Source organism: Pedococcus sp. P2_E4 (genome assembly GCF_056403935.1).
This window is the reverse complement of the sequence record NZ_JBFUEO010000018.1, coordinates 1-13,969: the sequence shown is the minus strand read 5'-3', so window position 1 is coordinate 13,969 and position 13,969 is coordinate 1. Positions and strand designations below refer to the sequence as shown.

The following is a 13,969-nucleotide window of genomic DNA, read 5'->3' as shown; positions in this document are numbered from 1 at the left end:
TCTCCTTCAGTTCGGTGCTTGAGAGACGGTAACGGTCCCGCGAGTGAATGCGGCGAGGATGCGCTGGTGTGTCTGCCGGGGAAGCTGGCGGTTACCGGGCTCTCCGAACGGCGTACCGGGCCTTACAGGGGCCTCGCTGAGTAGCTGGTCGAGTCCCGGCCGCGAGACGACCAACAGACCATGGGTCGCACGGGTACAGGTAACCGCGAGCCGGCCAAACGCGGAGTTGAACTCGTCGAGTTGGGAGGCGCCGGTGAGGGGGTGAAGCGCCACCGTGATGCCGTTGGTCTGCCCCTGCCATGAGTCAACGGTCGACGCGAGGATGTCCTTCTCGGTCAGGCCGTGCTTCTTCCTGATCCTCTCGACCGCGTCAGTGGCATCCTCCACCGCTTGATTGCGCGTTGCGAGGATGGCCACCAGCGGGTCGCCAGCATCGTCACCCGGCGTCGCCCTTCTTACCTCACCGGTCGGGGAGCCAGCGTCGTCGTAGATCGCCTGCGTCAGCTCAAAGCCCCGATCGAACAGGTCGTCCAGTAGGTCTTCGACGAAGCCCATGAGGGGGAGGTCAACATCCGGCGCCTCAGGTTCTGGGAGTCCGTCCACCTCGAGCATGAGCGGCACACCAGAAGCTACCTGAGCCCAGATCGTGCTGGCGGCTCCACTCAATCCGTCCACGTGAACCACTCGATCGCCCGGTGCGGCTACGCAGTTGAGCTCGCCCCACTCGGGGTAGAAGGCCCTCCAGAGGGGGAGTTGCTCGGCGGTGGGACGCCACACTGCGGGCAGCTCGGTGGACCAGGTGTGCTCGTCGTTGTCGAAGTCGGTTGGCCACGCACGGTAGGGGTTGTAGCCCGGGTCTCCGCGCCACGGGTTGGTGCCGATCTCGATCGGTGGAAGCTGTCCCACGTCACCAACTCCGACGACGATGGGCGCGAGAGTCGCGACCTTGTCGAACAGGTGGTGCGGCAGTTGCCACGCCTCGTCGACGAGCAAGACGTCGAATGGCTCGGTGCCGTTGGACCCGGTGCCGAGGTGGTCGACGAGACGCCTCCTCTCCCCCATGGCGCCGAGCCTGTGAGCAGTTGCGAGCACGACAACGCAGTCATCCGGGATGTGTGACGAGGTCGTCGCGACGGTGGTGGCCTCGTGCACGTCGTCCGGGATCTTGTCGTACGCACTGTGGCTGGAGAACAGACACACGCGGTCCTTGCGCAGCTCGCGCCCGAGGGAGGCAGCGATCGGCCAGAGTTGTCGGTTCTGGAAGGCGATAACGCCCACACGCAGACAGCGTGGGTGGTCGATTGCGTCGGCGACAAGGCGTTTGAGGACATACGACTTGCCCGCCCCGGCAGCCGCCTTGAGCAGGATGCGCTCGAGGTCCGCCGATCCTGACAACGCGTCGCGAAGCTGTCCCATCGCCTCCTCGGCTACTGCGCCGTTCAGGGCGGCGGCACGGGCATGGTGGATGGCATCGGGGGCTGGCTGCGCAGGCGGAGTGAGGTGAACGTCCATCGACTACTCCAGATCGTCCAAGGTCACGTCTTCGGGTGCCGGCACGTTGTCGCCCGCTGTACTGACACCGATCGAAGCACCCGTCGCGCTGACCTCGAAGGCATCCGAGTCGACGACTGGGGGCCAAACCTGGGGGTTCAACTCCCCGCGGGCGCGCCGCCCGGCGAGGGTGTCGGCCCACTCTGCTTCGGCGATTTCATGGGGGCGACAGCAGTACTGGTGGCCAGCCGGATCGTCGGCGTAGGCGGCGTCGGTACAGTCGGCTTTTGGCGCCGATACCTCATCCGGTTTGGGTCGCTCGACGTTGAGCTGAGTGTTGCTCTGCAAACTGGAAAACCAGGCGACGTTGGCGACGACTAGTTCGTCCCCCACGCTCAGGTTCGGCTCCAGCCCTGGCTTCCAGTGGAAGAGCCGAGGTTCCGAGTCGATGGCTGATAGAGGGCCGAGTGAGAGCCCGGCGAGCTTGAAACTGCCCTTCTGGAACTTCACATCGACTGCACCCTCCTCGACGCAACTCCGTTCGTTGACGTGGAGCAGGACGATCCGATCGCCGTCCCCGATTCGACGGGAGTCGATTTCGACCACGAGTGGCGACACGGATTTCACCCTCGCAGCGGCGAGGTCGCGCGTGCCGGCGTCCCTGGCGGACTCAAGGGCGGCCTGCGGGTTGGCCAGAGCGAGCAGCTGTTTGGCGCACCGCGAGTCGGCCTCGATGGTGGGCACGAGGGAGTTACGCCAGTGCCTGTAGGTTCGGCCGAAGCGAACGAGGTCCGACGCGTGCAGGGTCAGACGCCGTCGCCACACTGCCTGTGCGTCGCCCTCGATCGCGCGGTAGACGGAGCGAAGCCGGGAGTCGGTGAACCGCGCCAGTGCCGCCAGCGCTGTGTCGAAGCACTCGGTCTTGTAGTGGAGTTCGTCGCGCACGAATGAGTCGTACTCGGCGGGGCTGGCTGGCCTCGCCTCGGCGCCTCTCGCACCAACGAACGCGAGATGAATGGCATTGGATCTTCTGTTGGTCAGCCGTGCGCCCGGGGTGTGGTCCTCGCCCTCGATCGAGTCGCTGAGCGACCGGTGGTCGATCGGCGTGCCGGGAGTAACCGAGCCCCATGGGACCAGGTAGTCCAGACGCAGCGAACTCGCTTCGGGCCCACCCGCGACCACATGTCGGGCGAGTGCCGCCCGCAGATCGACGACGGGTGATCGCAGAGACAGGGACCGGGCGCGGTCCTCCTCGAGCAGGAATGAGACCGCTGTTCGCTCTCCCTCCGTCAGGGCCACTGGAATCTGCGCCTCGGCTCCGTCGAAGGTGAGCGGCGTGCGCCCCTGGTGCTTGTCCCACGTCCACCGGAGTCGACTCAGTTCTATGCCTGCGAGGTTGTCCGCGATCGAGGCGAGAACGTCGGCTGTGGCCTTGTCCGGAACGACCAGGTGCACCGGCTCCGGCTCAGCGGGATTCGCCTGCCTGCGGTCCTTCATCACTGCGGTCAGGTCCTTGCCCAGGATTCGCATGATGGACCGGCGCGTAGCCGAGCTCTGGGGATCATCGAAGACCGTGGTTTGCCAGTCGGCGGCACCGTTGAGGGATACGCGCTGGGTCGCGATTCCGTACACACCAAGCGCGGCGCTATCGGACTTAGCTATGACGACGTTCACTGTGCCGGCGGCGCCCGCTTGGTCGATTCGTGCCTGTCCCGTCGACCCTGGGATGCCACGGACGGTGGCCAGGACGCGAGCTCGGGTTGAGGGAGACCCGTGGCCAGTGTCGTCGCCACCGTCAACAAGCCCTGCCACCAGGATGCGTTCGTGGACGGGAACACCGATCTCGATGAGCAGGTCCGTCGGCTCCTTCGACCTGCGCAGTTCATTGCGACAGAAGGAGAACAGGGTGCACGAAGCGCAGGTCGCAGGGTCGAACGTGGCCCGGAGGTGGCGGACATGCTCGACGAGGGGTGTGTGGTCTTCGTCGTACACGACTGACGACGCCTCACGTCGTCGCTCGGCGACCCGCATGCGCACCTCCTCCCGATGGTCCGAGAGGTCTTCGACAAGGGCCTCAGGCTGAAGGAAGGCGTTACGCGGAACGGCGAGGGCGCCGAAGTCGTGGACGTCCATGTCGACCGGCAGCTGTGACCAGCTCCGCGCCGACTCAGCTCCCAGCGCGACCTGGAGGAATCCCTTCAGCAGGCGTGCGTCGTCAATCCGGGACCGAACCCGTTCATAGTCCTTGGCGTCACCCATGATGAGCCAACTTCTCGTTGGCCTCTCGTCCGCGTTGCCCGTTTGGGGAGCGACGACGGCAAAGTCGGGCTTCACGTCGGTTGCGCGCTCGTTCTCGAAGCCGACAAAGGGTACGGCCAAACCGTGCAGCATTGTTGCGGCACTGTCGTCTACTGCTCTCCGATGTGCGGCCGCGAGAAGCTGTGCCGTTCGATCGACATTCACCCTCGCGTTGGCGATGACGACTGAGGCCGGCCGGGCCAGCTCGAGTCGACCGACAGCGGTGGTCGCTACCTCGCTGGCGAACCGTTCGTCGCGAACAAGTCGCTCGAACGTCATCGCCCTCATCCAGCGCGCGTCGGGTATCCCGCCGTATTCGTCGTGAAAGCCCACGGCCTTGGCAAGACCGCGGCGACTCATTCCGGTGATCAACGGGTCGGTCCCGCGGAACCGTGCGCAGGCTGCGTGTGAGGACGCCGCCACAGCACTCGAACCACCACCGAGCGACTTGCTCCCCACACCAATCCCTTCGAAAACCGTCCCATTGAACCTAGCCGACTGACAGTTCTCCCGCAGGCGAATGAGGATGAATACCAACTATTCGGGGCACGTCGGTGGTTATCGCACCACCGGCCGTCGCTGCGGAAGTGGTCCGTACAGACAAAGTGCGGGGCCCTGGACGAATAGTCCAAGGCCCCGCACTAGCGTTCGATATGTCGCCGTGACCGAAGTCAGGACATTGCTGACCGTTCGGGTTCAAGCGATGACCGCCTTAGCGAGTCATTGCCTGACCGACCACACTAGCTGCAGCCGCTGGTGCTGCCGCAGCCCTCGCAGACGTAGCAGGAGCCAGCGGGACGCATCTTCGTGCCGCAGGTCATGCACATCGGGGCGTCGGCGGAGATGCCCTGGAACTTCTCCAGGAGCTCGGCGGACGAGTGCACCTCGACCGACACCTCGCGAGCGGAAGCCGCACCAGCACCGGACTTCACGGCCTCGGCGTCGAGCGCCTTGCCCTCGACCGCGGGAGCGGCGGGAGCGGCGGCCGGCTTGGAGACCGGAGCCGACTGGCTGAAGCCCTCGAGCTCGTCCTCGAGCTCCTCGTCGGACTCGTTGTCCACGGACGGCAGCTCGTACGAACCGGTCTCGAGCTGACGCGCCCGCTCCTCGGCCGTGTGGATGCCCATGAACGACCGGGTCTCGAAGTCCATGTGGTCCAGCGCCAGGCGACGGAACACGTAGTCCATGATCGACTGCGCCATCCGCACGTCCGGGTCGTCCGTCATACCGGCCGGCTCGAAGCGCAGGTTGGTGAACTTCTCGACGAAGGTCTCCAGCGGCACGCCGTACTGCAGGCCCACCGAGGTCGCGATCGAGAAGGCGTCCATCACACCGGCCAGGGTCGAGCCCTGCTTGCCGAACTTGAGGAAGATCTCGCCCAGCTCGCCGTTCTCGTACGTGCCGGCGGTGAGGTAACCCTCGGCGCCACCGACCGCGAACGAGGTGGTCTGCGAGGTACGACGCTTCGGCAGGCGCTTGCGCACCGGGCGGTACTCGATGACCTTCTCGACCTTGGCCTCGGCAGCAGCCGTGACCTTGTCCGCCGCAGCGTCCTTGGCGGTCGAACCACCATCGGACAGCGGCTGGCCGACCTTGCAGTTGTCGCGGTAGACCGCGATCGCCTTGAGGCCCATCTTCCAGCCCTGCATGTGGACGTCCTCGATCTCCTCGACCGTGGCGTCCTCAGGCAGGTTGACCGTCTTGGAGATCGCACCGGACAGGAACGGCTGCACCGCAGCCATCATGCGCACGTGGCCCATCGGGCTGATCGAGCGCGCACCCATCGCGGTGTCGAAGATCTCGTAGTGCTCGGTCTTGAGGCCGGGAGCGTCGATGACGTGACCCTTGTCGGCGATGTACTCGACGATCGCCTCGATGGTCTCGCCCGTGTAGCCCAGCTTCTTCAGAGCACGCGGGATGGTGAGGTTGACGATCTGCATCGACCCGCCACCGACGAGCTTCTTGAACTTCACCAGCGAGAAGTCGGGCTCGATGCCGGTGGTGTCGCAGTCCATCATGAAGCCGATGGTGCCGGTCGGCGCGAGCACCGAGGCCTGCGCGTTGCGGTAGCCGTTCTTCTCACCGAGCTTGACCACGTCGTCCCACGCCTTGGTGGCGACCTGGTGGATCGACTTGTCCATCGTGTCGAGCGTGCGGATCTGGTCGTTGGCAGCCTGGTGCTTGCGCATGACCCGCTTGTGGGCGTCCGCGTTGCGGGCGTACCCGGCATACGGGCCGACCACGGCCGCGATCTCGGCGGAACGCTTGTAGGCAGCACCGGTGAGCAGCGAGGTGATCGTCGCGGCGAGCGAACGGCCACCGTCGGAGTCGTAGCCGTGACCGGTCGCCATGAGCAGCGCGCCGAGGTTGGCGTAGCCGATGCCCAGCTGGCGGTAGTCGCGGGTGGTGTCGCCGATCGCCTCGGTCGGGAAGTCGGCGAAGCAGATCGAGATGTCCATCGCCGTGATGACCAGCTCCGCCACCTTCTGGAAGGTCTTGGCGTCGAACGTGTCGTCGTCCTTGAGGAACTTCAGCAGGTTGAGCGAGGCCAGGTTGCACGAGGAGTTGTCGAGCGACATGTACTCGGAGCAGGGGTTGGACGCGGTGATGCGGCCGGTCTCGGGGTTGGTGTGCCAGTCGTTGATGACGTCGTCGTACTGCAGACCCGGGTCGGCGCACTCCCACGCGGCCTCGGCCAGCTTGCGGAACAGCTCGCGGGCGTCGACCTCCTCGATGACCTCACCGGTCTGGCGGGCGCGCAGCCCGAACGGCTTGCCCTCCTCGACGGCGCGCATGAACTCGTCGCTGACGCGGACCGAGTTGTTGGCGTTCTGGTACTGGACGGAGGTGATGTCCTTGCCGCCGAGGTCCATGTCGAATCCGGCGTCACGCAGCGCGCGGATCTTGTCCTCCTCGCGCGCCTTGGTCTCGACGAACTCCATGATGTCGGGGTGGTCGACGTCGAGGACGACCATCTTGGCCGCACGACGGGTCGCGCCACCGGACTTGATCGTCCCCGCGGACGCGTCGGCGCCACGCATGAACGAGACCGGGCCGGACGCGGTGCCACCGGAGGACAGCAGCTCCTTGGAGGAACGGATGCGCGACAGGTTGAGACCCGCGCCCGAGCCGCCCTGGAAGATCTTGCCCTCCTCCTTGTACCAGTTGAGGATCGAGTCCATCGAGTCGTCAACGGCGAGGATGAAGCAGGCGCTGACCTGCTGGGGGCTCTTGGTGCCGACGTTGAACCAGACCGGCGAGTTGAAGCTGAACACCTGGTGCAGCAGGGCGTAGGTCAGCTCGTGCTCGAAGATCTCGGCGTCCTCGGCGCTGGAGAAGTAGCCATGGTCCTTGCCCGCCTTGACGTAGGTCAGGACGACCCGGTCGATCAGCTGGCGCAGGGACTGCTCACGCGCGGGCGACCCGAGGGCGCCGCGGAAGTACTTGGTGGTGACGATCGTGGAGGCGTTGACCGACCAGAAGTCGGGGTACTCGACCCCGCGCTGCTCGAAGATCGTGACGCCCGTCTTCCAGTTCTGCTGGACGACGTCGCGCTTCTCCCAGGTCACCTCGTCGTACGGGTGCACACCAGGGGTGGTGTAGATCCGCTCAACCTTGACGCCGCCCTTGCCGGCGTTCTTTCGTGCACCTGCACGTGCACCTGCGGTCTCAGTCATTTCTGGTGGCCTCCCTAGCCCCTGGTGATGCGTGATTTGAGGTTGTTTCCATTGTCCTGCGGGGCACTGACAGTGCCCGGTGGTGCTTCTGTGCCCTGGTCCCCTGCGGGAAGGTCCCCTGCGGGAAGGCCGGTATGCCGCGGTCTCAGCCGGGCGGCATACCGGCCTGGGTCTGTGGTCGGGACCGAGGCTCTGGCTCGGTGCCGGTGGCGTCGCGCTCGGCGCGAAGCAAGGTGATGGCGCCCTCGAAGTCCTCGAGGCTCTCGAACGCCTGGTAGACGCTGGCGAACCGCAGGTAGGCGACCTCGTCGAGCTCGCGCAGCGGTCCGAGGATCGCCAGGCCCACCTCGTGGGCCTCGACCTCGGCCTGCCCCTGCTGGCGGATGCACTCCTCGACCCGCTGGGCGAGGATTGCCAGGTCGTCCTCGGTGACCGGGCGGCCCTGACAGGCCTTGCGGACACCGGCGAGGACCTTGCCACGGCTGAACGGCTCGCTCGCGCCGGAGCGCTTGGTCACCGTGAGGCTCGCGGTCTCGATCGTGGTGAAGCGACGCCCACACTCGGGGCACTGGCGACGCCGGCGGATCGAGCTGCCGTCGTCGGTCGTGCGGCTGTCCATGACTCGGGAGTCGGTGTGCCGGCAGAACGGGCAGTGCATGCGGGCTCTCCTCCCTGGTTGGACGGCCCCTCGGCGCGGCCCGCGTGGTGTGCGCGGGGCCCGCTCTGGGGACGAGGATGTGGACCTCTTGGGGACAAGCTGTGGAGAACTGGCCTCGCCCTGTGCACTACATGTGGACGAACTACAGCCGTGTAACCACTAGATGTAGGGATAGTCTGCCTCTATGTGACCTGCGACGCAAGCGGATCGCCCAAACTGATGGTGCAGTGTGCAACGCCGCAGGTCAGGCGCCTGTGGCGGCTCGGCGCGACACGCCGAAACTGGTGCTGGTGTGACTGGTGGGACGTCAGAGGCACCCAGATCTGGTGTCTGGAGCGATGGCCCGTCCCCACATGTGGTGGGTCCCCCGATTCCCACCCCCAAGCCGCTCTCTACGCCACTTGGTGGAACCGCTCCGGCTCCCGCGGCGCGACCATCGAGGGGTTGCAGGGCACCGTTCGCGGGGACCGGCCAAGGCCTCGAGCCTTTCGCCGGACGGCGCGGCAGTCCTGCTTCAGGGGTTGTAGCAGGACTGCCGCCGCAGGGCGTTCTGTCCGCGAAGGGGCGCGGACAGGGCGTTCCCTGCGGCGGGACCCGCCGCTCAGGCCATCGACAGCAGGAACGCCGCGCTGAACCCCACGACGGTGAGCAACCCAACGAGCCGGCCGGCGTGCTCGACCGCCTCGGGGACCATCGTGTCGGCGAGCATCGTGAGGATCGCTCCCGCTGCGAACGCCTGGATGGTCGCGACGACCGCCGGGTCCGACCCGTCGAGCAGCACCCGGCCGAGCGCGGCTGCCACCGTCGACGCCGCGGCCACCGCCAGCCACATCCCCATGATGAACCGGGCGCTGTGTCCGGCCGACCTCATGCCGGCCGACGACGAGAGCCCCTCGGGGATGTTCGACAGGAAGACCGCGGCCACGACCGCGACGCCCACACCTCCACCGCCGATCGTGCTCACGCCGATCGCCGCCGACTCCGGTATGCCGTCGAGCAGGGCCCCGAGCGCGAGCGCGGTCCCGGCCGCGCCGGCCTGCGGCCCGGACGGGCTCTTGCGCCGGTGCCCGCCGCGGGTGTCGATCCACCAGTCGCCCAGGAAGAACACGACCGACCCGGCGAGCAGCCCGACGACGGTCGACACTCCCCCGGCCTTGTCATAGGCCTCGCCGGCCAGCTCGAAGGTCAGCGCACTGACCAGCACCCCGGACCCGACCGCCATGACCCAGCCGATGACGCGCTTCGACGTCGGCAGCCAGATGCCGGCCGCCGCGCCGATGAGCAGCGCCGCGCCGCCGACGAACCCCCAGAACCCTGCCTCGAGCATCCACGCCTCCGAACTCGACCACCTCGACGCCCTGGGCACCCCGGGCCTTTGGACCCTACTCGCGACCCCCACCGGCCATGACGCTGGAGGCACCCCATCGAGAGGACTCCCATGAACACCTACGGACTGGGCGGCAAGGTTGCCGTCATCACCGGCGGAGCGTCGGGCATCGGCCGGGCCTGCGCCCACGTGCTCGCGCGCTCAGGAGCGGACATCTCCATCTGGGACCTCGACCAGGGCGCCATCGACGTGGTGCTGGGCGAGCTCGAGGCGTTCGAGTGCCGCACCCACAGTGCCGTCGTCGACGTCAGCAGCTCCAGTGCCGTGGATGCAGCCATGGCCGACGTGGTCGACAAGCTGGGCCACGTCAGCATCGCCGTCTGCAACGCGGGGATCGGCGGTGAGCAGAACCCGAGCGGCGAGTACTCCGACGAGGGCTGGCACAAGGTCATCGGCGTCAACCTCGACGGCGTCTTCTACACCCAGCGTGCGGCGATCCGCGCCATGAAGGCCGGTGGACGCGGCGGGTCGGTGATCAACATGGCCTCGATCCTCGGCGCGGTGGGATTCGCAAACTCCAGCGCGTACACAGCGGCCAAGCACGGGGTGGTCGGCATGACGCAGGCCGCCGCGTGGGAGCACGCTGTGGACGGCATCCGGGTCAACGCGGTCGGACCCGGCTTCATCCGCACCCCGCTCGTCGAGAAGAGCCTGACCCCCGAGGCCCTGCAGTTCCTCGAGTCGCAGCACGCGCTGCAGCGCCTCGGTGAGTCGGAGGAGGTCGCCGAGCTCGTCGCCTGGCTGGCCAGCGACGGTGCCTCCTTCGCCACGGGCACCTACTACCCGATCGACGGGGGGTACCTCGCCCGCTGACCCGAGGTCCGCCGTCCGGCCAAGATCGTCCGGAAAGCGGGGCGCGGTCCCGGCAGCCCCGGTGATACTCCCCGCATGAGGTCAGGGGCGAGAGTTCGGCGCGCTGCTCTGGCGGTCGGGACCGCCGCGCTGATGGTGACCGGCTCGGCAGTTGTCGCCGGGACACCGGCCCAGGCGGCGGAAGGGCTGGTGGAGAGGGGCCAGGCCCGGTTCGTCGTGTCGGCCGTCGGTGCGCCGATAGAGGTCGAACAGCGGTTGTCCCTGACGAACGTGACTCCGCCGACCTCCCGGGGCTCCACCGTCCTGACCGGCTACTCCCTCTGGTTGCCCGACGGCGGCAGCGGGCTCCGGGCGACCTCCGCCGGGGCGTCCCTGGCGGTGTCCGTGGTCCGCGTGGGCGGGGAGCAGTTCGCCCGCATCACCTTTCCCGAGCCCCTGCGCTACGGGGTCAGCAGGGACCTTCGGGTCACCTACACGATCAAGGGCGGCCCGCCTCGCGCGAAGACCCGGGCCCGCGTCGGCAAGGGGTACGCGGCCTTCGACGTCTACTCCCCCGGCGACCCCGGTATGGCGCGGGTGGAGCTGGTCGCCCCCAGCTCGATGGAGGCTGCCCTCGGTCTGCCGTCCGAGGACTCCGAGGACTCCACGGGCGACCTGCGCACCACGGTGGCCGTCGGCGGCGGGCCGTTCGGGCTGTGGAGCAGGGCCTCGTTGCGCGACCCGGCCCAGGCGGCGACGAGCACCGTGACGGTGGGCGACGACTCGTTCGACGTCGTGGGCTTCCCCGGTGACAAGGCCTGGGCCGAGCACATCGCGGACCGGCTGCCGGCGACGATCCGCGCGCTCGAGGAGGTGTCGGGGCAGCAGTGGCCGAACGAGCAGACCACCATCACCGAGGACCTGAGCGGCGAGGTGTACGGCTGGGACGGGAGCTACGACAGGGGCCACATCCGGGTGTCCGAGGACCTCGACGCCGCCCTGCTCGCCCACGAGCTCTCGCACGCCTTTGCCAACTACGACAACCTCGCCGAACGCTGGCTCACCGAGGGCCTGGCCCAGGAGCTCGCGACCCGGATCAGCGCGGCGACCTCGGTGACGGACCGCCCGCACCCGACCGTGCGCCCGGGCCAGCCCGGCGCGTTCCCGCTCGCCGAGTGGCCCGGCAGCTTCGGCGTCGCCACCCGGAGCGAGGCCTACGGCTACCCCGCCGCCTGGCGGGCGATGCACGCGCTCATGGACGGCAGCACGCCCTCCTCGCGCCCCGCGCTGGTGCGTGCCCTCACCACCAAGGCCACCGTCTACGACGCGCCCGGGGACATCACGACCGCTGCGCCTCCCTCCACCTGGCGCCAGGCGTACGACCTGTTCGAGGTGGTCGGCAAGAACGCCCAGACCCGCTCGGTCATGACCACGTGGGTGATCGGCGCCAAGGATGCCAAGGCCATCCCTGCGCGCGCGGCCGCCCGCGCGGCATACGCCGAGGCGGACGGGCTCGACGGCGACTGGGCCCTGCCGCTCGGGGTCCGCACGCCCATGACCGACTGGGACTTCCCGGCTGCCACCGCCGCGATAACGCAAGTCCGCGAACTCGCCGCTCCGGCGGTGCGCGCACAGCGGGTCGCGGCCGAGGCCGACCTGAGCACCGCCGAGCTGCGCACGGCCTACCAGGTCGCGAACGAGCCGTACGAGTACCAGCAGGTCGCCGCCCAGCTCGCGACCTTCGTCGGCCAGGCTCGGGCCTACGACACCGTGCGGTCGGAGGTGAGCCGGCCCGGGCTCCTGACCCGGCTCGGCGCCACGGTCGCGTCACCCGACCAGGCGGTCGCCGACGCCGAGGCCGCCATCGAGGACCTGCAGTTCACCGAGGCGGAGACGGCGCTGGCGACGGCACGCGAGAACCTCGACAGGGCAAGGATGGTCGGCCTGGCCGTCGTCGGGGGCGCCCTGGTCGTCCTCCTCCTGCTGGTGCTGACCGCGGTGGTGGTCTGGCGTCGCCGGGCGCCACGTCCGGACCCCGTCCCGCCGCAGCCCGGCTGGGATGCCTTCGCCGTCACCGTCCCCACGCACGACCTGTCGTCCGCGAACGAGTCCGGGCCGGTGACACCGGGCGGTGGTTGAGTGGGGGACCATGGCCCAGGAGCAGTGGGAGACCCATCCCGTGACGCCGGACCGGTTCGAGGACTTCGCCGACGTCATCAACAAGAACCGGCGCCCGACGCACTGCTGGTGCCTGTCCCATCGCCTCACGCTCAAGGAGGTCGAGGATCTCGGCGGCACCGGCCCCACCGCGCGCGAGACGGCGATGCGTGCCCTCTGCGAGCGCGACCACCCGCCCGGCGTCGTGACCTACCTCGACGGCGAGCCCGTCGGCTGGTGCAACATCGGCCCTCGCGCTGAGATCACCCGGCTGGCCCGCTCGACCCTCATGCTCCCCGTCGACGACCTGCCGGTGTGGAGCATCGTGTGCGTCGTGGTCCGGTCGGGCTACCGCAGGCGCGGGGTCACCCACGCGCTCATCGAGGGTGCGGTGGCGTATGCCGCGGCGAACGGCGCGCCCGCGGTCGAGGCCCACCCGGTGGACCCGGGCGACACACGGATGGACCTCACGATGGCGTTCGTCGGGACCCGGGCGATGTTCGAGAAGGCCGGGTTCGAGGTGGTCGGCACGACCGACGCGGTGGCCAGCAAGCTGCCACGACTGGTCATGCGCCGCACCCTGACCTGACCGTCTGCGCCCGCCGCGGGCGCGGCGACCCCGTCCGCGTCCACGTCTGCGTCTGCGTCCGCGTCCAGGGCTCCCGCGCGACCCCAGCGCAGGTACCAGGCCAGCATCAGGCCGGTGCTGAGCAGGTAGAACGAGTGCAGCACCCAGATCGGTCCGGGCGGCAGGCTGAACACGTAGACCGAGTGCACCAGGTTGCCGACGTTCGCCAGCGCGAGGTTGGCCAGGCTGTACGACGACAGGTCCCGGCTTCGGACCGCCTTGACGAGCATCGGCAGCACGCTCCCGGCGAAGACGGTCGTCGAGACCGTCCCCGCGAGCAGTGGCACCGTGGCGTCCATGGGTCCGACGGTACGAGCGCGGGGCGTGCGGCCTCATCGGCTCAGCGGCCCATCTGTCTCGACGACGCCGTGGGTCGTTCCACCCACCGAGGAACGGGCCGGTGGGTGTCCCGCCGTCAGGCCAGCTCGTGCTCGAACGCGTAGGCCGTCGCAGCCGTCCGGGTCGTGACCGCGAGCTTGGTGTAGATGTTGCTCAGGTGCCTGGCCACGGTCTTGTGGCTGAGGACCAGCTCGGCGGCGATCTGGGCGTTGCTGCGTCCGGACGCGAGCAGCCTCAGCACCTGGGCCTCCCGCTCGGTGAGGCCGCCGGGCAGCTGCGAGGGACCGAGCAGCCGCCGCACCGCCTCGGCGTCGGCGGCCGCCCCCAGGTCGGTCAGGGTCGCGAGCGCCGACGTCAGCTCGCGGTTCGCCGACTCGGCGTCACCGAGCCCGGCGAGGCACCGACCGAGCTGGCCCTGCGAGCGCGCCACCCGGAACGGGCACCGCAGCACGGTCCAGGCGCGCCGGGCCTCACGCAGGTGCGACAGCGCCCCGGCCGGGTCGCCTGCCGCGAGCCGCACCGCCCCGGCTGCGTCGTGCGCC

9 protein-coding genes are annotated in these 13,969 nt (G+C 68.7%); 3 read left to right on the top strand and 6 right to left on the bottom strand.

Going from position 1 to position 13,969, the window contains the following annotated elements; genetic code table 11:
* Window positions 1–6: 6 nt before the first annotated feature.
* From AC1DV7_RS10335 to AC1DV7_RS10315, 5 genes are all read right to left on the bottom strand, one after another.
* Window positions 7–1,512 (bottom strand): hypothetical protein, encoded by a 1,506-nt coding sequence (locus AC1DV7_RS10335; RefSeq protein WP_477597034.1) that lies wholly within the window; start codon window positions 1,510–1,512, stop codon window positions 7–9.
* Between the two features lie 3 nt (window positions 1,513–1,515).
* Window positions 1,516–4,326 (bottom strand): hypothetical protein, encoded by a 2,811-nt coding sequence (locus tag AC1DV7_RS10330; RefSeq protein ID WP_477597033.1) that lies wholly within the window; start codon window positions 4,324–4,326, stop codon window positions 1,516–1,518.
* A 203-nt stretch (window positions 4,327–4,529) separates the two neighbouring features.
* Window positions 4,530–7,466 (bottom strand): vitamin B12-dependent ribonucleotide reductase, encoded by a 2,937-nt coding sequence (locus tag AC1DV7_RS10325; RefSeq protein ID WP_477597032.1) that lies wholly within the window; start codon window positions 7,464–7,466, stop codon window positions 4,530–4,532.
* Window positions 7,467–7,611: 145 nt separating this feature from the next.
* The gene (nrdR, locus tag AC1DV7_RS10320; RefSeq protein ID WP_477597031.1) at window positions 7,612–8,124 is read right to left on the bottom strand and encodes a transcriptional regulator NrdR; all 513 of its coding nucleotides are present in this window, start codon (window positions 8,122–8,124) and stop codon (window positions 7,612–7,614) included.
* A 601-nt stretch (window positions 8,125–8,725) separates the two neighbouring features.
* Window positions 8,726–9,451: a ZIP family metal transporter gene (locus AC1DV7_RS10315; protein WP_477597030.1), complete on the bottom strand. Its 726-nt coding sequence runs from the start codon at window positions 9,449–9,451 to the stop codon at window positions 8,726–8,728.
* 111 nt (window positions 9,452–9,562) lie between these two features.
* On the opposite strand from AC1DV7_RS10315, the gene AC1DV7_RS10310 reads away from it, so the two are divergent.
* From AC1DV7_RS10310 to AC1DV7_RS10300, 3 genes are all read left to right on the top strand, one after another.
* Window positions 9,563–10,324, top strand: coding sequence for an SDR family NAD(P)-dependent oxidoreductase (locus tag AC1DV7_RS10310; protein WP_477597029.1), 762 nt, complete (start codon window positions 9,563–9,565; stop codon window positions 10,322–10,324).
* Between the two features lie 75 nt (window positions 10,325–10,399).
* On the top strand, window positions 10,400–12,442 hold the full coding sequence (locus AC1DV7_RS10305; protein ID WP_477597028.1) for a gluzincin family metallopeptidase: 2,043 nt from the start codon (window positions 10,400–10,402) through the stop codon (window positions 12,440–12,442).
* A gap of 10 nt (window positions 12,443–12,452) precedes the next feature.
* Window positions 12,453–13,049, top strand: a complete 597-nt coding sequence (locus tag AC1DV7_RS10300) for a GNAT family N-acetyltransferase (protein ID WP_477597027.1) — start codon at window positions 12,453–12,455, stop codon at window positions 13,047–13,049.
* 454 nt (window positions 13,050–13,503) lie between these two features.
* On the opposite strand, the gene AC1DV7_RS10295 is transcribed toward AC1DV7_RS10300, so the two are convergent.
* Window positions 13,504–13,969: helix-turn-helix transcriptional regulator (locus AC1DV7_RS10295; RefSeq protein ID WP_477597026.1), on the bottom strand; the 466-nt coding region annotated here is incomplete at its 5' end.